The organism is Microcystis sp. M049S2, assembly GCF_020245625.1.
Taxonomy (GTDB): domain Bacteria; phylum Cyanobacteriota; class Cyanobacteriia; order Cyanobacteriales; family Microcystaceae; genus Microcystis; species Microcystis ichthyoblabe_A.
This window is the reverse complement of sequence record NZ_JADBUN010000159.1, coordinates 1-20,157: the sequence shown is the minus strand read 5'-3', so window position 1 is coordinate 20,157 and position 20,157 is coordinate 1. Positions and strand designations below refer to the sequence as shown.

The following is a 20,157-nucleotide window of genomic DNA, read 5'->3' as shown; positions in this document are numbered from 1 at the left end:
TAGTAAAACTTAACATTTACCGATTGCAACATCCGAAATCTGCAAAATAGAGTATAATTCAATCTATATTAACTATTATCGAAGACATCATGATAACTAAATCAGAACTCTATGAACAAGATTTTCAATTATGGCTGATAACAACAATAGGTCAGTTAGAACAAGGAGATTTTCAGGCATTAGATCTATCTCATTTGGTTGAGGAGTTGAAAGAATTGGGTAAATCAGATAAAAATGCCTTGGAAGGAAATTTAATGATTTTGCTGGCTCATTTACTGAAATTAAAAGTACAATCCTCCGCCCCTGAAAGCATGAAATCTAGCTGGTATAGCTCCATTGTCGAACACAGGGAACGAGTTGTCGCCTTACTAGAAAACACCCCTTCTTTGAAATCTCATCTAGCAATCGCCATCGATAAAACCTATCCTAAAGGTCGCAAAATTGCCATCAAGGAAAGTAAATTGGCTGACTTTGGAATTGCGATTCCTCCAGAGGAAGCATATCCCTTAGACTGCCCTTTTTCCTTAGAACAGATTCTTGACGAAGATTTCTATGGCTGATAATTCATATTTAATCCATCGGCTAAGACGCTTTCAAAATGCTTCTAAAAAGTCTTCAAATCTCAAAAACTGGGAAGCTATACAAGTCACATCTGTTTCCCGATACTAAGCGATTCGACTGACTTTAAATAGAGCTTACAAGCTTTTTTGCCCAACCCTAGTTAGGGTTTGCTGAATAAATCTAAAAACCTTGTTGGATAAGGTTTTTAGACTTTTTCCCCCCAAAAAGTGCCGACCATTGGAGTGATCGGGGAAAAATTCAGTTACTTTTTCTCTGAAAATTAGGTAATTGACCACCTGAAAATGGGTAAAACCCCACACCCCACACCCTACCCCCACGAAAAACTTTTTCAGCAAACCCTAGTTAATCAGCTTTCAAGAATAAGTAAAAATTATAAATTTAAGGTAAATAATTAAAATATTTAAATATTTGGGGCGATTAGTTAAATGTAACAAGTAAGTTACAAGATTTTGATTTTCCCAGAATTTGCCAAAATTTAGCTGTAAATCGGGGTTGCCTACATTTAATAATATGGTTTATCGTGGTATGCTGTTGGCTTAGTTTAAGCATTAAACCTTAAATCAACGGAAAACCAAGGCAATCAGGGGACTATATCGATTCTCTTGCCCAAAAAAAGCCGCCAGTGATGAAATTTTTTTATGTTGCAATTTTTGAAGTTTTGTAAAGGCTATTGACTTAAAGCCAGAATTATGCAGGCTAAGAATTTTAGTACAAATGGTCAGGCGCTTTCTTGCTGCTCCTGTCTTCCGACAACGAAAATTTCCTATCTCACCATTGAGATAACTGCTCTGAGAGGGGCTGAAAACTGGGGCAATGTGGACATCGATCGAAAGACTAAGCTAAACTGGTAATGACTATGTACTAGGGCGGAGGTCAACGGATACAACTATGGACAATTTGGAGGTAAAACAAAAACCGATCCGGTGTTTAGAAGATGCGATCGAAAGGTGTCAAACTTTAGGAATGCGGGTTAGTCGTCAGCGTCGCTATATTTTAGAATTGCTGTGGCAAGCGCAGGAACACCTATCAGCGCGAGAAATTTATGATCGTCTCAATCTGCAAGGAAAAAACATCGGTCATACCTCAGTGTACCAAAACCTAGAGGCTCTATCGGGTCAAGGCATTATCGAATCTGTGGAACGCTGGGACGGCAGACTCTACGGCAACATCAGCGACTCCCACAGTCACGTCAATTGTCTGGACAGTCAACAAATTATCGATGTGCATATCGAACTTCCCCCGGAATTAATTAAACAGGTCGAGGCATCGACGGGGGTAAAAATTACCGATTATCGCATCGATTTCTATGGCTATAAACAAAACAAATGAGCCAGATAACTGTATAATTGACCCTGTGAATAGTATCCGTTGACAGGCTGCAACTCTTGTGATCGATCGCCCTCTCACCTTAATTATCATCGATAATGACCCGATTTTCCGCTTGGGTCTGGTGCAGGCCTTGTCGCGGATAGAAAATATTAGTATCGTCACCGAAGGGGATTTAGAAACAATTTTCGCTTTGACTCTGAATCCCTCCCCCGAAATTATTATTATCGATCCTCTCTTTGATTGGTCTTACTGTGAAATTCTCCACTCTCGCTATCCCGAAAGTAAAATTGTTTTATTAACCTTTCCTCTCGATTCCCGACAGCAACTAATCGCCAGAGAATTAGGCATCGCTGGTTATATTCCCAAAGGCACAAACCTAGAGCAATTTATCACTATTTTAGGGCAAATTTCCCGGGATGAAACCCACGATGTTGCCCCTTCTGCTCTCACCATTGCTACCCGTCCAAGTTTAGCTCCTAGCCATTGGTTAATTGCTGCCGGAAGAACGGGATTAAATCGCATCGAAAGTGAATTACATTTAATTGATCTCCATCTCAATCAACAGTCTTTATCTGGCTTTGATCGCTTTTATTGGCAGGGGAGAAAACGAGAACTTTTAGCGGCCCTATGGCTAGTGAGAAAACTAATTCCCCTGGAAGGTAGCTCTTACAATTCAGCTTCAGCGACACCTCCGATAATAATTAACAATATCGATCGGGAATTACCAATTTTAAGCCGCGAGCGTCCCCTCTGTGTTTCGGCGGTTTTTGAGTCCACTTTAGCAGTTATTCGATCGCCTTTAATTAATAGAACAAAGATTAGTTTTGAAATCGATGTTTTACAGGATAATCGGCAACGGGAATTATTGTATTTAGTTCTCGATGAAATTCGGAAAAATGTCGATGAGATGAGATATTTACAGATTAGTAGCGGGGAATTAACCAGTCGCTTAAATCTGATTATTTACGATATCTGGGAGAAAGTTACCCGTAAATTTTTAGAAATTAATGCCTCGGTTTATGACGAAATTAGTAAAGGCAGACTTAACGAAATTATTCTGGAAGAAAGAGAGGCAATTCAAACAGAAATCCTCAATAAAATTCCTTTTGCTCTTGACTTATTTTTCTATTTAGTGTACGAAAATAGTTTAACTATTGACGGAGTAGAATACCGAGCTAATGCTCCTGAAACCATCGCCAGAGCCGAAATTCTCCTGCAAAATCTCATTCATAATATTGCCAATGCAGTGACAGTAATTATTCTCAATAACTTCTCGGAATCGGAAAGAATCAAACAAAAACTTTACCAGTCAGAATTTCTCATCGCCAGAAAATTAGCTAAAATCCGGAATGAATTATCTTGGAAATATCGACGGCAACAATACTGGCAAGAGCCCAAAGATATCTTTGAAAGTCAATATCAATTATTTCACTATAGCGAGGGACAAATCAAATCTTTAGCCATTTATTCCCCTCGACAGGAAGAATTAAATAGTTTAACAGGCATACCCTGGTTAGTTTCGATCGCCTTAGAATTAAGAGACTCTTTATCTCCTCGTTTACGCGCTTTTTTTCGGGTGGTGGGTAAGGGAGTAGTCTATATTCTTATCCAAGTTATCGGTCGCGGTATTGGTTTAGTAGTTCGCGGGGTTTTACAGGGAGTTGGTAACACTTGGCAGGAAGTCAAAGGTAAAAAGGGATCATGAATGATAACTGATAACTGATAACTGATAACTGATAACTGATAACTGATAACTGATAACTGATAACTGATAACTGATAACTGAAGTGACCCTAACTTTTACAATTCCTTGTCAAAACTGTATTTATCGCGAATTTGTCCGACAAAAAACTGTCCTTTCGATGGTGCAGCCTGAAAGTCTTTATATACTGCCAAAGGTAGATCATGATAAAGATAGATACCACCGTGATTAAATTCCACTTTCAGAATTTTTTTGTCCTGATCGTAGTCAAAAGATTTAATCGCCGTACTTTGGCTTTTTAATAAGGGGAAAGCAATCACATCGCGAATACTGGCAGAATCGGTTAATAACATGATCAGGCGATCGATGCCAATTCCTAAGCCTCCCGTGGGGGGCATTCCGTATTCTAAAGCGGTTAAAAAGTCCTCATCAACGCCTTGGGCCTCCAAATCTCCGTCCGCTTTTTTGAGTGCCTGTGCTTCCAATCTTTGCCGTTGATCGATGGGATCGGTTAACTCAGAAAAACTATTAGCTAATTCCCGTCCAACCACATATAATTCAAATCTTTCTACGAGGTCAGTTTTTGAGCGATGGGGTTTAGCTAAAGGGGAAATTTCCACGGGAAAATCTAGCACAAAAGTGGGCTGTATTAGGGTTTCTTCGACTTTTTGTTCAAAAGCTTCATTTAAGAGCTTACCGATGGTTTTACAGTCCTCTGGAACGCCAATGCCAGCATTTTCTGCGGCAATACGAGCCGACTCGAAATCCTCAAAACTATTAAAGTCAACCCCAGTTATTTCTTGGACTAATTCGTGCATAGTCACTCGTCGCCAAGGGGGAGTTAGGTCAATTTCCCTGTCTTGATAGGTGATTTTCAGCGTACCTAAAACATCTTGTGCCGCATTAACAATAATGTTTTCGGTTAACTCCATCATGTCATAATAATCAGCGTAGGCCTGATAGATTTCGATGGAAGTAAACTCGGGGTTATGTTTAGTAGAAACCCCTTCATTGCGAAAAATTCTGCCTAACTCGAAGACTTTTTCAAAACCACCCACTATTAATCTTTTTAGATGTAATTCGGTGGCAATGCGGAGATATAACTCCATCTCCAGCGTATTATGATAGGTGATAAACGGTCTAGCATCGGCTCCTCCCGCTTCACTTTGTAGCACGGGAGTTTCAATTTCAATAAAACCTTCTCGGTCCAAATATTGGCGAATAGCAGCGGTAATTTGGGCGCGACGGCGAAAAGTTTGTCGCACTTCGGGATTAACAATTAAATCCACATATCTTTGTCGATAACGTTTTTCTACATCGGTTAAACCGTGCCATTTATCTGGGAGAGGTAATAGGGATTTGGTGAGAATTTCGTACTCGTTTACATAGATAGATAATTCCCCGCGTTCTGTGCGTTTAATTGTGCCTTTTGCTCCTAAAATATCGCCTGTATCGGTTAGTTTAATCACCGTGTTAAAGGCATTCGGCACAGCGGCCATGGTTTCACTAATGCGTTTTTTATCGAGGTATAATTGAATCGTTCCCGTTTCATCTTGCAGGTTAAAAAAGGCTAGTTTACCCATAATTCTTCGGGCAATAATCCGACCAGCAATGGCTACTTCTGTGCTAATTTCTTCTCCCGGTGCTAAGTCAGCGTACTGCTCTTGTAATTGTTGAGCATGAGCGGTAGATTTCCACTGGTAAGCGTAGGGATTTAAGCCAGCTTTTTGCAATCCTGCCACTTTTTCTAAACGAGCGGCCCGGATTTCTTCGAGGGTAGAGGAGGGTTGATTTTCAGGATTTTGTGCTTGAGATGCCATCGTTTTCTAAGAGGAACAATTCTGGGGGATTTATAGGTTTTGGGTTTTGGGGTTTTAGGGTTTTAGGGTTTTAGGGTGTTGGGGTTTTATTTGAAATTACCCCACTTCCCTATCTCCCCATCTCCCCTATTTCCTAATAACAGTAATTATCGTCCCATTTCTCGCTTTAATTTTTTCAATTCTTCTTCCATTTCCCATTCTTTAAATTTTAGATCGAGATTATCGTAGTTCGAGCGCTGATAGTCCGATTCTTGGGGTTGATCCCAAAAAGTGGTTTCCCAGTCACGCGACTGATTTTTAGGGGCTTTTTCGGCTTTAATTTGCACTTCTTGACGACGTTGTTGGACTTGTTGCAGTAACTCTTGGGATTGACTCAGACGTTTTTTCACTCCTTCCATCCGTCCCCAAAGTTGATTACCCTCACGGAAGAGGGCCGCCTCGCGTTCACTGGCAGCCTTAACCAAGTCCTGCCGTCCAGCAGCCTTAGCCTTATCGATTCTAGCGTGCCAAGTTTGGATATCTTGGGCAGTGGCCAAAATTTGCTGTTCGAGACGTTGACGCTCATTTTCTAGGGCGGTAATCAGTTTAGCAGTATCGCGCTCCTGTTCGCGCAGTTGTTCCACCAGCGCCTGTAATTCTAATTGGGGATGACTTCTGAGAAATTCTTCCAGTTGGGTTTCAAGAAAGCGACTGACATCATCAAATAGATTGCCCATCTGTGCAGTATCCTAAATTTGCAATTAAAGTCTAGGAGCGATTTTAATCCCCCTCTTTTTAGCATAGGCTAGATCAACCCTAGATTTAAATAGGGTCTGCTGAAAAAGTTTTTCGGTGGTGGCAGGGTGTGGGGTGTGGGGTGTGGGGTGTGGGGTTTTACCGGTTTTGAAGTGGCCAATTACCTAATTTTCAGGGAAAAAGTACCTGAATTTTCCCCCTGATCACTCCCATGCCTGGTACTTTTTGATTGACAAAAAGTCTAAAAGTCTTACCCAACAAGGTTTTTAGATTTATTCAGCAAACCCTAAATATATTTGGGAAAAGTAGTACAAAAATGTTATTCGGCTGCCGGTTAGGGACGGGGAAACCAGTATAATCAAACTAGAGTAATATTTCCTGAAACCCTCTTAATTGTTTGACTTAAGTGACAACTTCACCAGCTTGGACAGAACGCATCGGTTATCAACGGGATTGGGTGTGGCGCGGTTGGCAAATTCGTTATAGTTTTATGCCAGCAAAAAACCGCCAAGATGCCGATAATCCCCCTTTAATTTTACTGCACGGATTTGGAGCGGCGATCGAACATTGGCGCCATAATATTCCTATTCTCAGCCAAAATCATCGAGTTTACGCGGTAGATTTATTAGGTTTCGGTGGTTCGCGCAAAGTGCAGGTTCCCTATACCGTTAATCTCTGGGTGGAACAAATACACGATTTCTGGCAAACTTTTATCAATAGACCGGTGGTATTAGTGGGAAATTCGATCGGTTCTTTAGTTTGTATGGCCCTAGCGGGTAAATACCCAGAAATGTTAGCCGGATTAGTTATGCTCAGTTTACCCGATGTCAGCCGTCGGCGGGAAATGATCGCCAATTGGTTATTAAATATCGTCACTCCCATCGAAAACTTTTTCACTTCTCCTTGGCTATTAAAACCGATATTTTACTATCTGCGTCGTCCGCAAGTCTTGAAAAAATGGACAGGAATCGCCTACGAAGACAAGAAAGCAGTTAGCGACGAATTAGTACAAATTATCGCCGCCCCAACCCTAGATGAGGGGGCAGCCGAGGCCTTTATTTCCCTGGCACAAGCTGTCAATCATCCCGAATATTGTCCACCGGCAAAGTTAATTTTACCACGCTTAGAAATCCCGATTTTATTATGTTGGGGCAGGCAAGATCGCATGGTTCCCGTCCAGTTAGCTCCGGGTTTTGTCTCCCTTAATCCTAGGATTAAATATGTAGAATTTGACCGGGCCGGTCATTGTTTACAGGATGAATGTCCTGACCGTTTTAACCCAATTTTATTAGAGTGGCTAGAATCTGTTCCTGTTCTTTGAGAGAATAGGGAGAGTGATTGTTGGTGATAGTCCTATGCAAACCTTGGAATCGACGCTCAACCCCCCTGCAACTGCCTCCGAATTCGACACCACGATTCACCGACGCAAAACCCGTCCCGTCCGGGTAGGTAGCGTTACCATCGGTGGTGGTCATCCCGTGGTCGTGCAGTCGATGATTAACGAGGATACCCTTGATATAGATGGTTCCGTGGCCGGTATCCGTCGCCTCCATGAAATCGGTTGTGAAATTGTCCGTGTCACCGTGCCGAGTCTGTCCCACGCCACCGCTTTAGCTAAAATTAGGGAAAAACTGCTCGCCACCTATCAACCCGTGCCGTTAGTAGCCGATGTACATCACAACGGCATGAAAATCGCCCTAGAAGTGGCCAAGCACGTCGATAAAGTGCGGATTAACCCCGGTTTGTACGTTTTCGAGAAACCGAAAGCCGACCGCATCGAGTACAGTCAAGCAGAATTTGATGAAATTGGCGAAAAAATTGCCGAAACCCTGAAACCTTTAGTGATTTCTCTGCGAGATCAAGGTAAAGCGATGCGAATCGGCGTTAATCACGGTTCTCTGGCCGAAAGAATGCTCTTTACCTACGGTGACACCCCCGAAGGAATGGTACAATCGGCTTTAGAATTTATCCGCATCTGCGAATCCCTCGATTTTCGCAATCTGGTGGTTTCCCTGAAAGCTTCCCGCGTGCCGGTGATGGTGGCCGCCTATCGTCTCATGGTTAAGCGCATGGACGAGTTAGGTATGGATTATCCCTTACATTTGGGGGTTACTGAGGCAGGAGATGGGGAATACGGACGAATTAAATCCACTGCCGGGATTGCCACTCTCTTAGCGGACGGTATTGGTGATACGATTCGCGTTTCTCTGACGGAAGCTCCCGAAAAGGAAATTCCCGTCTGTTACAGCATTCTCCAGGCCCTGGGACTGCGGAAAACCATGGTCGAATACGTCGCCTGTCCTTCCTGTGGTCGCACTCTTTTTAATTTAGAAGATGTCCTGCAGCAAGTGCGCGCAGCGACTCAACACCTGACTGGACTCGATATCGCCGTTATGGGTTGTATTGTCAATGGACCGGGAGAAATGGCCGACGCAGACTATGGTTATGTGGGGAAACAGGCCGGTTATATCTCCCTTTATCGCGGTCGCGAGGAAATTAAACGCGTCCCCGAGAGTGAAGGTGTCAACGAGTTGATTAATTTAATTAAAGCCGATGGCCGTTGGGTAGAACCTTAATTAGGGTTTGCTGAAAAGTTTTTCCTGGTGGCAGGGTGTGGGGTGTGGGGTGTGGGGTGTGGGGTTTTACCCATTTTCAGGGAGTCAATTACCTAATTTTTAGGGAAAAAGTCCCTGAATTTTCCCCCCAATCACTCCAATCGCTGGCACTCTTTGATTTCAAAAAAGCCTAAAGATATTATCCAACAAGGTTTTTAGATTTATTCAGCCAACCCTAATTAGTTTTACCGGTAGGGGTTGACATCTATTCAACCCCCGATCATCGGCGAGGATTTGTTACAATGGAAAGCTTGCTAGAAATTGCCGCCCCAGAGAGTCCATGCTACCTACACGCGATTGTGTTCGTCAAACCCCCGCTTACACTCCGGGAGAACAGCCCCAAAGCGCGGGATTTACCAAACTTAACACCAATGAGAATCCCTATCCCCCACCGGCGGAAATTTTTGCCCACCTGCCAGAGCAATTAGAGAAAGTCCGACTCTATCCCGATCCTATCTCCAAAGAGTTACGGCAAACGGCGGCGGAATTATACGGCATAACAGCCGATCGCATTATCGCGGGTAATGGGTCTGATGATATCCTCAATATCGCGCTGCGTACCTTTGTTAACCCCTGCGAAAGTGTCGCTTTTTTAGATTTAACCTATTCCCTTTACGAGACAATTGCCCGGGTACACGGGGCAAATATTATCCAATTTCCCACTAATGATCAATTTGCATTAGCAGGACCGATTATTTGTCCGGAAGCGAAATTAATTTTTCTGGCTTCTCCTAATCCTCCCCTCGGTAAACATCTTGATCGCAACTATTTAGAAGCAACCTGTGCTAATGCCTCGGGATTGGTATTAATTGATGAAGCTTATGTGGATTTTAGTGATGACAATCATCTCGATTTTCTCTCCCGTTACGATAATGTCATCATTAGTCGCACTATGTCGAAAAGTTATAGTTTAGCGGGGTTAAGAGTCGGTTTTGGTTTTGCTTCGAGGGCAATTATCGAACAGATGGATAAGGTGCGTGATTCCTATAATTTAGATCGCATCGCTCAAACTTTAGCCACAGCAGCTTTAAAACACCATAATTATTTTGAGCAAGTTTGGCAAAAAGTCCGTCAAACCCGCAGCCGTTTAATTACTTCTCTGCGCGAGTTAGGATTTATTGTTTTTGACTCGGAAGCTAATTTTATCCTCGCTTCTCCTCCCCAAATTAGTGCCAGTGAGTTATATACTCAACTCAAAGAGCGTCAGATATTAGTGCGATACTTTAAACATCCTCGCATTCAGAATTATGTACGGATTTCTATCGGCACTGATGAGGAAATTGATCGTCTTTTATCTGCTATTCAAGAGATTATGGGAACAAATTAATCTCTATTTCCGTCAAGGTTTTATTAGCATTTTAAACCCTAATAACTTCTCAAAAAAAGGCTAGATTGATCGGAACAAAGCAGCGACAAACAAGGGTCTAATGGCCTGTCGTTTCTCCCGATTACTAGCCTTGGCTATCAAGATTATTAGTCCCACAAAAGGACTAAATACTAGCGCACAAATTTTTGAACTTATGCAATTTTATCCCCAAGGAATCACAGTTCAAGAATTGAGTGAGCGCTTAAATCGTCCCGTTTCTATGCTCAATCTTTGTCTAAAATCTTTGGTCGCTTCTAAAAAAGTCGTGGCCAAAAAAAATCATAATCAGTGGGTTTATACTAGACCTATTGTAAAAATCAAAAACTGTTGTTAGGGTTAGGAGTCGGTCGTCAGGAGTCAGGAGATAGGAGATTATTTTATTTATTCTCCCCACACCCCACACCCCACACCCCACACCCCACACCCCACACCCTGTCCCCACGAAAAACTTTTTCAGCAGACCCTAATTATTACCCCTATTGCTGAATAACTATTTTAGGCTGTAGGTAGTATTCATCTTCTCGGACAACTATCTCACCAATGCCGAGAAATTGAGCTTCTAAAGACTCCACGGCAACCAGAGAACCGATCATAACATTTGCATCGGTGAGATTAATTTTTCTGCCGTGAAACCAATCGATAACTCTCTCTGATGTCAAAGAAATCCAGTCTAGATGTGCCAAGGCAATGCGAGGCGAAATTAAACCCTCGGAATTAGCCATTAAAGCTTCGAGATTAATACTATCAGCTAATTGAAAACCACAGCTTTCCGTGCGAGTTAAACTGGCTAAAGTGCCACCCACAGCTAACACCTTGCCCAAATCTCTGGCCAGGGAACGGATATAAGTCCCCGATCCACAGTCAATATCTAGCTCTATTTGTGGAAATTCGCCCTCTAACCAGCCTAAAACCGTAATTTGGTCAATTTTGACCTGACGAGGCTCCACTGCGATTATTTCCCCTTTGCGAGCCAATTCGTAGAGACGGCGACCATCCTGGTGAATAGCACTATACATCGGCGGAATCTGAGCAATATTGCCAATAAATTCCGCTAAATGGGGTTTAACTGCCTCTAAAGTTAAATCGCCACAGGGACAAGTGGCGATCGCTTTTCCCGTAATATCATCGGTATCGGTGCTGAGTCCTAACTGGATTTTGGCCCGATAAGCCTTATTTTCGGGTAAATAGGGCAGTAATCGGGTGGCAGATCCGACGGCGATCGGTAAGACTCCCGTAGCCATAGGGTCTAAAGTTCCGCCATGGCCGACTCGTTTTGTCTTAAGAATTTTTCGGACTTTGGCCACGCAATCGTGAGAAGTCCAATCGGGGGGTTTATTGAGATTTAAAAAGCCAAACATTTGATCAATTGTAGGGTGGACTTGTGCCACTATAGGTCAGACTAAATCCTGTTTAAAAGGTATAGGAGAGTGGGGAGCTTTTTTCAGTGTTGCCAAAGGCACGGCGTAGCCGTCCAGTAAACAGTAAACAGTGAACTGAAAACTCATATCTGATAACTGATAACTGATCACTGATCACTGATTCAAGGCTGATATCTAAAAATCTGACGTATTAAGTAGGGAGGCGCAATTATTTATAGGATGGGTTAGCGGTAGCGTAACATGATCGGGCGTTGGGCTTCATGCTGAAAATAGTTAAAACCCTACACCCTACACCCTACACCCCACACCCTGCCCCCACCGAAAACCTTTTGCCGCAAACCCTACTTATATAATTGCATAACTTCGCTTAAAGGTAAACGGGAACGAACACCGATAGAAAGGTCAGAAAAATGACCAAGATCATAATGATCAACGGCAGCACGAGCAATCATAGCGGCGTTATCGGTACAGAGTTTAAGCGGCGGAAAATAGACGGTTAAATGATGATTTTTGGCGGCAGTTTCCAGATGATTTCTTAAGGCACTATTAGCCGCCACTCCTCCCCCGATCGCGATAGTTTTTAAGCCATAATCTAAGGCACAATTGATTGTCCGACGGGTTAAACTTCTGGCTACCGTATCTTGAAAACTAGCGGCTATATCAGCTACGGGTAAATTATCTGGCTCGAATTTCTCTACTAAGCGCAAAACAGCAGTTTTTAAACCGCTAAAACTGGAATCGTAGGCATGAAAACCGCCGGAAGGTAAAGATATTTTACCTTCAGGTAAGGGAAAAGCTTGGGGATTACCATCTTTAGCCATGCGATCAATTATCGGACCTCCGGGATAACTTAAGTTTAATAATCGTGCCACTTTATCAAAAGCTTCTCCGGCTGCATCATCTCTAGTGGTTCCTAATTGTTGATATTTACCGCAGGCCTGCACATGGATTAAACTGGTATGACCCCCAGAGACTAAAAGAGATAAAAAAGGAGGTTTAAGATCGGGTTCAGCGAGATAGGAAGCATAGATATGACCTTCGAGATGATGAATGCCGATAAAGGGTTTATCGTGGACAATAGCGAGGGTTTTGGCTGCCGTCATTCCCACCATTAAAGCACCTACTAAACCGGGGGCAACTGTGGCGGCTATTCCATCAATTTCTGACCAAGTTAAACCCGTTTCTTGCCAAGCTTTTTCTAGACAAAAATTAATGGTTTCTAGGTGTTGTCGGGAGGCCATTTCCGGCACAACACCGCCATAGAGACGATGGAGATCAATTTGAGAAAAAACCACACTACTCAACACACGGTTATGGTTAACAATAGCCACAGCCGTTTCATCGCAACTGGTTTCGATCGCTAAGATAATTGTCATGATTTAATCAGTAAATCGTCAGACACCCCCCTTATTAAGGGGGGATTGGCACCCCCCTTATCAAGGGGGGCAGGGGGGATCGAACCTAAAATCCATCTTTAATTTAATTATAACCACTTACTTAATTTTGCTTAGGTACTTAATTAAAATTATCGTTCAGCAATTTCCATAGCCACCACCGCCGGGGGTTTCAATAATAAAAATATCACCGGGGTTCATTTCTACAGTCGCAGTACCGGGCAATTCTTCGATAGTTCCATCGTTTCTTTCCACGGCATTACGTCCTATTTTACCGGCTTTTCCTCCCGCTAGTCCAAAGGGGGGAATCTGGCGATTACCCGATAAAATATTGGCGGTCATAGCCTCTTGAAATTTAATTCTTCTAATTACACCATCACCTCCAGAATATTGTCCTTTACCGCCACTATCGGGGCGAATGCTAAAACTTTCTACTAACACAGGATAGCGCATTTCTAATACTTCCGGATCGGTGAGACGGGAATTAGTCATCTGGGTCTGTACGGCAGCAGTTCCCGCAAAATTTGCCCCCGCACCAGAACCGCCACAAATAGTCTCATAATATTGGTACTTTTGATTGCCAAAAGTGAAATTATTCATCGTTCCTTGACTGGCTGCCTGAATGCCTAAAGCGCCGTATAAAGCATTAACTATAGCCTGGGAAGTTTCCACATTTCCAGCTACTACGGCCGCTGGATAAACGGGATTAAGAAAACAGCCAGATGGGATAATTAAATGGAGGGGTTTGAAACAGCCAGCATTTAAAGGAATTGCCTCCTCCACAAGGGTACGAAAAACGTATAAAACCGCCGCTCTTGTCACTGCCAGGGGTGCATTAAAGTTATTATTTAACTGGTTAGATGTGCCAGTAAAATCGATGGTTGCTTGACAATTTTCAATATCTATGGTAATTCTGACCTTGATGACAGCACCGTTATCTAGATAATAGGTAAATTCGCCATCTTTCAAGACAGATATAGCTTTTCTCACCGCTAATTCGGCATTATCTTGAACAAACTGTTGATAGGCTTTAACCATAGCTAATCCGTAGCGATCAACCATATTATGTAATTCTCTTTCTCCCTTGGCATTAGCAGCTATTTGTGCCTGAAAATCGGCAATATTTTGGGCGATATTGCGTGCAGGAAAAGGACTATTAGTTAAGTGATTAATTAATTCTTGTTCCCGAAACTTGCCCGCCGCTACCAGCAAAAAGTTATCGAATAAAATTCCTTCTTCGCTAATATGGACAGAGTGGGGAGGCATAGAACCGGGGGTAATGCCACCGATATCAGCTTGATGTCCCCGGGAGGCAAGATAAAATAATATTTCCTGATTTTGGCGATCAAAAATAGGACTAATTACTGTGACATCCGGCAGGTGAGTACCGCCATTATAAGGATTATTAGCTAGATAAACATTCCCCCGACGAATCGTCTCCCCTTTATCCTGAATTAAACTTTTAACACTATCGGCCATAGAACCTAAATGGACGGGAATATGAGGAGCATTAGCGATTAAATTTCCCACCTCATCAAAGATAGCACAGGAGAAGTCTAGGCGCTCTTTAATATTGACACTTGCTGCCGTATTTTGGAGAGTAATCCCCATTTCTTCGGCAATAAATTGATAGAGATTTTTAAAGATTTCTAGATAAATAGGATCGGCAACGGTAGTTATTTCTGAGCGGTGAAAATCTACAGGGAACATAGGAAAATCAGTTATTAGTTATCAGTATATCTGCTACAGAAGTTAGGTTATCGAGCCGCTATCGGGCTAAAATATCGAAAATATCAGATAAATTTGACATAATTGTAGTTTTTATAGATAGGGTGCTTGTCTCTTGTCTTTTTTTATCCTCCTGTCTCAGGGTTTTCTGTCTCCTCACCCAAGAGAAGATTTTTGATTTTTGCAGGAGAACCACTGATAGGGGCTGACTGAGATATAATCGCAGTCAGTACCAGAGGGTGAATTATGGATAAAACCAGCTTGATCGATAAAGTGCAACAAATGGCTAATAAACGCGATTATTTACTGCAATTGCGCGATAAACCCGACATTGGCGGCCTGAGATTGGATGTTAATCAAGCTCTTGAGGAGTTGGATGAATTACTCGATGAGTTTCAAGCAACTTTTCCTCAAGAAAAACTTAGTTAACTATCCGACTCGACGGAATTGATCTTTGTCCGATTGTGCTAATTTTCCCAAGTCATCGATCGCTTTGATCAGAGCTTGGGAAGATATATCTTTAGGGTAGTATAGGTCAAAAGCTGTACTTTGATTATTTTTTTCCATTGGAAGCTTTGGCAAGGAACTATAGGCGATAATGCGGACATAAGGGTCGAATTGTTTGATCTGAATAGCGGCGCTGTGTCCATCTAAGACAGGCATCCGTACGTCTAAAATAATTACATCTGGTTGACAACTTTTCGCCAAGTCGATCGCCTGTTGACCATTAACCGCAATTCCGACCACCTGACAATGCAGCTGCTGGGAAATTAAAATCTTGAGTCCTAAACAGGTTAACTCTTGATCGTCAGCAATTAAGACTTTAATTAGGTCTCTTGGCTTCATTATAATTATTTTGCATTCCCTAGAGGTCTCACCTTTTATCATTGTAGAGGCTGTTTGTCTTTTTGCCTTCACTTCACGACACTTCCCATCACCCCATCACCCCAATTCAGGTTCTTCGGTTTATGTGATGCAATGGACGAAGTTATAATGTATGAAACCCTACCGTAAACTTTTGTAAAGTTACCGCTGACAATCCGAAATCCGGAATTTAAAATTGTGGCCATTTACAGAGTAGTAGTGAGGCGCTGGTTATGGAGAGAGAACAGATACTAATACAGCTTCGCAGTCTCAATCAAGTCAGCAAGACTCTCATCCGCTGTAAGAGTCAGGAAGAAGCCATACAGGTAGCACTGCAAGAAGTGCGCGAGAAATTAAACGTGCAAGTGGCATCGATTTTTCTTTTTTCTAAGGATGGTGTCCTCAAACGCTTTGGTATTGATGGCGTTGATAGAGAGGGTAATCCTCTCCCTGCGTCATGGCTGGCTGACGAAACTTACAAACCTGACGAAAGTTTTTCTGGAAAGGCAGTACCTCCTACTGGCTTAGATTTATTGGATTCAACTTATGGAAAACCACAATATTCTAATAATATTATGAGAGATTTTCCAGATATGAAGTATGGCAAAGAATATCAGGATACTTTAGGATATTTAAGGTGCGGTATTTCAGTTCCTCTCAATGGCTTGAATAGAACTTTTGGTACATTAGAAGTGTTAAATAAAAGTGACAGCAATGGATTCCAAAATGAAGATTTATCCTGGTTAATGCTAATTAGCACCACTGTTTCTAAGATCATATCAGATTTTGGTAGAAGGAAAAATCTAGAAGAATATAATAAAATCACTCAAGAAATTATATCTTTAGGAGCGGAGCATAAATTCAATCAAAATGAATTTACAAAAATACTAGAATCAATTGCCGACGATCTGGTTTCAGATCTGACTCCTTATAAGGTTTGTATCTTGCGTATCAAGAATAAAAACAATGAATTAGAAATCGTCAAAATATCTACAACAAATGATATTTGTGGAGAACGCGACAATAAGCCAGTAAAAGTGGTAGATGGCATTGTAGGACAAGTATTTAAAACCAACACTGCCGAGTATATCAATGATATTGAAAACTACAAAAAACCATATTTTAATAAAACATGGATAGAAAAAAATAGCTTAAAATCTCATGCGTGTGTACCACTTTCAATTGAAGATAATGTTGTTGGCAATATCTCTGTTTATACTGGCTACAAGCATGAATTTTCTGATAGCGATAAATCATTTTTGAGGACCATATCATTTTTGACGGCTGCGATTATATACATAGTTCAGTACAAAGAAGAGTTATCTAAAGAAAGAATAGAATTAGAAAATGAAAAGCGTGAATTCCACAATAAGGTTTATGCTCAAGGATTTGACACTAATTTAAAGAGCTTCCTTCACGAATATAAGAATGAATTAATTGACATCTCTTATAACCTACAAAAACTGTTGAGTGATAGTGGCAAAAGTAATAGAGAAAAAGAGCGAATTGTTAGTGAGCAAATAGAATGGATAGACAGGCGTATAGAAGGTATAAGATCTGAATTTGAATCAGAATCTAGCGTTCCTACCGCTATCGATATTAATGACTTAGTAAGAAAGGCTGCCAAGTTTTTTGATTTGGCTTCCAGAGACATTGAAGTTGTAATTATACCAGACAAAACCATACCAATCATTGAGGTTGACGAAACGAAATTTAAGCAAATCATCCATAACTTAATTGCCAATGCGATAGAAGCTATTGAAAAAGCCAAGCCCAAAAAAGCAAAGATTTTCATCAAAACTTTCATTGTGACATCTGATGGTATAGAATATATACAGATTAGCATTGAAGACAATGGATCAGGCATACCCAATGAAATCAAAGATGAAGTTTTCAAAAAAGGATTTTCGACTCGCAAATCTGAAGGAGGTACAGGCATGGGGCTGTATGTCGTCAGTGAAATCCTGCGCGAACATGGTGGTAAAATATACTACGACTCCACAGTTGGCAAGGGAACCACATTTTTTGTAAATATTCCGCTCAAATGGTATCAAAGTTGATCCATAATGTAACAACACAACAAAAGGAGAATTAAAATGTCAGCAGCAATATTTGATAATCGATCTATGTGCAAGGCAGTCTTGAAAAAAGAAGTTGTAGTAATGGAGGATAGCCCAGCAGCAGAGGAGGCTATCAAAGAGGTTATAGAAGGGAAATTAGGCTGGACAGTCAAAATGGCAAGAAACAGTGATGAAGTTGCTGCGTATGCCAGAAATAAAGAAGCGGGAATTTATATTCTTGATAATAAAATTGGGAACAATCCCGCTGAAGGTTTAGATGCTTTAACAAAACTCAAAGCAATAGATGAAAACATTCGTGTAGTAATGTGGTCAGCATATCCTAAGTATGAAAGACAAGCGCGTAAAATAGACAAAAACTTGGTAGCTTATAAAGAGAAAGGAACTAAATTAAAAGAAGGTGCCTGTAGGATTGCTGCTGATTTTATCAAATCCCTACGGCAACTCATTGATGAAATACAGAATAAAATTAAGAATAGTGATGATGAGTATCGAAATATATTTATTGAACTGCTTGAAAAAGAAAAGTTAGAATTAGAAAGAGATCGACAAAAACTTATATCTATTGAACTGCCTGAAAAAGAAAAGTTAGAATTAGAAAGAGATCGACAAAAACTTGAACTTGAACAACTACCGGCAAAAAATACAAGTGCTACATTATCTATACCTACAGATATAGATGGCAATTTTGAAGCATACGAAAAATGTCAATCAGATAGGGAGTGGTTGGCAAAATACGAAAGCAAGTATGTTGCTTTTGTAGGTGGCGAGCAAGTTTTTCCAGAAATTATAGATGAACAAGAACTGCTGAAATTCATAAGGGAGAAGTATCCCGAAAAATCACAACTAAAATTATTTACAAAAGTTCAAAAAGTTGTTAAAAAGACAAGTATCCTGACAGACGAAGCAGATGTCGTGATTGACTTACCAAGTTCTTTAGATATATTCTACAAATTTGAATAAAGGATAAAGACTATGTACAAATACGGTAATCTCCAATCACCAAGTGGTCTATATCCACTATGTCCAGAAGCTAAGATTGTAGTTTCTCATACCTCAGATAAATCTATTATTAGTCGTCCCATTCTAGCTATTATTGACACTGGTGCAGTAATGACTGTTGTTCCTGGAGAAATTATTCAAGAGTTAGCAAGGATAAGTCCTTTATATCCTTTTGGACAAAGGTCATTCAGAATGGCTAATAATCAGACTGGTGAACTGCCAACATATCTAATATACCTTAGAGTAATTGATACGACAAACCAGATAGATTTTCAGGGTGAGATTGAAGTCGTATCAATTCCCAGTAAAGAATATGCTGCCATTGGTAGAGACATTTTAAATCAGAATAAAGTCGTGTTTAATGCACCAAGACAAAAATGGGGGTTTAATTGTGATGAAGAAGATTGTGCGCTTTCTTAACTATACTTTTCTCGGTAAGATTGAAACTAATTCTTATGAAACTATTCCTCTTGAAGAATTGGGTGAAGCTCCTCAAAACCCATCTAAGCGTCCATCTTCTAAAGATTTAGCAACCACTAAGCTAATTTTAACAACTAATTGGATTTTAGCGACAATCTTAGTTTTTTTTGGTTTAACTATGTTTATTTATGCTGTTTTTTATAGAAGTGAAAAAGTGCCTGACTATATCAATAATGTTTTTTACATGGTTTTAGGATGGTTTGGCAATGCTTATACATCTTTCCTAAGAATCGATCAGAAATAAGCAACGGAGTTGACTTATGAGTAAAGAAGACTAATCTGAGTGGTGCTATACGATTGTAGAAAAGAAAACCTACTACGTTAGAAACTCGCCCTCCCAGTTAGCAAATTGTCCCCTTGACTGAGACAATCAGCCATAAGCAGCTAGTTAAAACTCACCATAACAGCACCCACCATCGAATCCGTCTTACAATCTAAATACAATAGTGCGATCGCCAATCTTGTAGGGTGTGTTCCCTAATGCAAGTCCTACTGCTCCAGCGATCGATTTTTGGGGAACGCACCATGCCCATGTATTGAAGCTGTGGGTTTAAGTGCGATGCCGCTCTTGTGGGCCCAGTTGGGGAATGTTAGCGAAGATTTCCGATGTTTAGGTTAAAATAGAGGGCAAAAGTTGCCACAGGGTCAAGCAAATGACAGTTCGTCAACCCCGCTACAGCAAAGAAGAATTCGCTCGACGTGGTAATGAGATTTATGAATCTCAGGTACGTTCTCAAGTGGAGGAGGGAAATCACGGGAGAATTGTGGCGATCAACATCGAAACTGGAGCGTTTGAGCTTGCCGACGATACGATTACTGCTACCGATCATCTCTAGGAGCGTGTCCCTGATGCTCAACCTTGGCTGATTCGTATTGGACATAGAGCCGTCTTCCGTTTTGGCAGTCGCAGCCAGAGAAAGCCCGTATGATTTGTGGGGATGAGTCTTTTGTATGGCTTTAAACTTCAGATTGAGGCAGTGGAAGGTGGGCGCGTTACGATCGAAGCTTTATGACTCAGCCAAAGTTATCGGTGAAGACGGTCTAACTTTACCGTTATACTGAATCGGTTTTTAATAGCATGAT

At 41.3% G+C, this 20,157-nt stretch carries 18 protein-coding genes and 1 pseudogene; 13 read left to right on the top strand and 6 right to left on the bottom strand.

Annotated features, from left to right (window positions below):
• Positions 1–89 precede the first annotated feature (89 nt).
• The 3 genes from IM496_RS14135 (at position 90) to IM496_RS14125 (ending at position 3,616) form a co-directional block, all read left to right on the top strand.
• Positions 90–560: a DUF29 domain-containing protein gene (locus IM496_RS14135; RefSeq protein WP_287662281.1), complete on the top strand. Its 471-nt coding sequence runs from the start codon at positions 90–92 to the stop codon at positions 558–560.
• Positions 561–1,470: 910 nt separating this feature from the next.
• Positions 1,471–1,911 carry a Fur family transcriptional regulator gene (locus tag IM496_RS14130; RefSeq protein ID WP_002798934.1) on the top strand — a complete coding sequence of 147 codons (441 nt, stop codon included), beginning with the start codon at positions 1,471–1,473 and terminating at the stop codon, positions 1,909–1,911.
• A 58-nt stretch (positions 1,912–1,969) separates the two neighbouring features.
• On the top strand, positions 1,970–3,616 hold the full coding sequence (locus IM496_RS14125; RefSeq protein WP_287662280.1) for a DUF3685 domain-containing protein: 1,647 nt from the start codon (positions 1,970–1,972) through the stop codon (positions 3,614–3,616).
• Positions 3,617–3,711: 95 nt separating this feature from the next.
• Here the strand turns inward: IM496_RS14125 and lysS are convergent, their stop codons facing one another.
• Complete coding sequence (gene lysS, locus IM496_RS14120) at positions 3,712–5,433, bottom strand: lysine--tRNA ligase (RefSeq protein WP_194016264.1); 1,722 nt, start codon at positions 5,431–5,433, stop codon at positions 3,712–3,714.
• A gap of 146 nt (positions 5,434–5,579) precedes the next feature.
• Positions 5,580–6,149 (bottom strand): TIGR04376 family protein, encoded by a 570-nt coding sequence (locus tag IM496_RS14115; protein WP_110544553.1) that lies wholly within the window; start codon positions 6,147–6,149, stop codon positions 5,580–5,582.
• A gap of 425 nt (positions 6,150–6,574) precedes the next feature.
• Between IM496_RS14115 and IM496_RS14110 the strand changes: the two genes are divergently transcribed.
• From IM496_RS14110 to IM496_RS14095, 4 genes are all read left to right on the top strand, one after another.
• On the top strand, positions 6,575–7,489 hold the full coding sequence (locus IM496_RS14110; RefSeq protein ID WP_194018136.1) for an alpha/beta fold hydrolase: 915 nt from the start codon (positions 6,575–6,577) through the stop codon (positions 7,487–7,489).
• A 34-nt stretch (positions 7,490–7,523) separates the two neighbouring features.
• Complete coding sequence (gene ispG / locus IM496_RS14105; protein WP_287662279.1) at positions 7,524–8,744, top strand: (E)-4-hydroxy-3-methylbut-2-enyl-diphosphate synthase; 1,221 nt, start codon at positions 7,524–7,526, stop codon at positions 8,742–8,744.
• A 319-nt stretch (positions 8,745–9,063) separates the two neighbouring features.
• Entirely contained in the window at positions 9,064–10,110 is a 1,047-nt protein-coding gene (gene hisC / locus IM496_RS14100) for a histidinol-phosphate transaminase (protein ID WP_287662277.1), read from the top strand.
• A 100-nt stretch (positions 10,111–10,210) separates the two neighbouring features.
• Positions 10,211–10,483: a winged helix-turn-helix domain-containing protein gene (locus IM496_RS14095; RefSeq protein WP_194018129.1), complete on the top strand. Its 273-nt coding sequence runs from the start codon at positions 10,211–10,213 to the stop codon at positions 10,481–10,483.
• Positions 10,484–10,625: 142 nt separating this feature from the next.
• On the opposite strand, the gene truB is transcribed toward IM496_RS14095, so the two are convergent.
• From truB to IM496_RS14080, 3 genes are all read right to left on the bottom strand, one after another.
• The gene (truB, locus tag IM496_RS14090) at positions 10,626–11,507 is read right to left on the bottom strand and encodes a tRNA pseudouridine(55) synthase TruB (RefSeq protein ID WP_194016204.1); all 882 of its coding nucleotides are present in this window, start codon (positions 11,505–11,507) and stop codon (positions 10,626–10,628) included.
• A gap of 362 nt (positions 11,508–11,869) precedes the next feature.
• Positions 11,870–12,904 (bottom strand): tRNA (adenosine(37)-N6)-threonylcarbamoyltransferase complex transferase subunit TsaD, encoded by a 1,035-nt coding sequence (tsaD, locus tag IM496_RS14085; protein ID WP_194016203.1) that lies wholly within the window; start codon positions 12,902–12,904, stop codon positions 11,870–11,872.
• 156 nt (positions 12,905–13,060) lie between these two features.
• Positions 13,061–14,632, bottom strand: coding sequence for a hydantoinase B/oxoprolinase family protein (locus IM496_RS14080; RefSeq protein ID WP_287662276.1), 1,572 nt, complete (start codon positions 14,630–14,632; stop codon positions 13,061–13,063).
• 264 nt (positions 14,633–14,896) lie between these two features.
• Here IM496_RS14080 and IM496_RS14075 point away from each other — a divergent pair, with 264 nt between their 5' ends.
• Positions 14,897–15,079 (top strand): hypothetical protein, encoded by a 183-nt coding sequence (locus IM496_RS14075; RefSeq protein WP_194016199.1) that lies wholly within the window; start codon positions 14,897–14,899, stop codon positions 15,077–15,079.
• Here IM496_RS14075 and IM496_RS14070 read toward each other — a convergent pair whose 3' ends face one another.
• Positions 15,080–15,538, bottom strand: a complete 459-nt coding sequence (locus IM496_RS14070; protein ID WP_353737641.1) for a response regulator — start codon at positions 15,536–15,538, stop codon at positions 15,080–15,082. It lies immediately after the preceding gene.
• Positions 15,539–15,747: 209 nt separating this feature from the next.
• Here IM496_RS14070 and IM496_RS14065 point away from each other — a divergent pair, with 209 nt between their 5' ends.
• The 5 genes and pseudogenes from IM496_RS14065 to IM496_RS14045 all read left to right on the top strand — a co-directional run bounded on the left by IM496_RS14065 (position 15,748) and on the right by IM496_RS14045 (position 20,003).
• Positions 15,748–17,574 carry an ATP-binding protein gene (locus tag IM496_RS14065; protein ID WP_287662274.1) on the top strand — a complete coding sequence of 609 codons (1,827 nt, stop codon included), beginning with the start codon at positions 15,748–15,750 and terminating at the stop codon, positions 17,572–17,574.
• Positions 17,575–17,610: 36 nt separating this feature from the next.
• On the top strand, positions 17,611–18,555 hold the full coding sequence (locus IM496_RS14060; RefSeq protein WP_194016192.1) for a response regulator: 945 nt from the start codon (positions 17,611–17,613) through the stop codon (positions 18,553–18,555).
• Positions 18,556–18,567: 12 nt separating this feature from the next.
• The gene (locus IM496_RS14055; RefSeq protein ID WP_193977561.1) at positions 18,568–19,014 is read left to right on the top strand and encodes a pepsin/retropepsin-like aspartic protease family protein; all 447 of its coding nucleotides are present in this window, start codon (positions 18,568–18,570) and stop codon (positions 19,012–19,014) included.
• Complete coding sequence (locus IM496_RS14050; protein ID WP_287662273.1) at positions 19,001–19,318, top strand: hypothetical protein; 318 nt, start codon at positions 19,001–19,003, stop codon at positions 19,316–19,318. The genes IM496_RS14055 and IM496_RS14050 overlap by 14 nt, the downstream gene beginning before the upstream one ends.
• A 409-nt stretch (positions 19,319–19,727) precedes the next feature.
• A pseudogene (locus IM496_RS14045) lies at positions 19,728–20,003 on the top strand (hypothetical protein).
• Positions 20,004–20,157 lie beyond the last annotated feature (154 nt).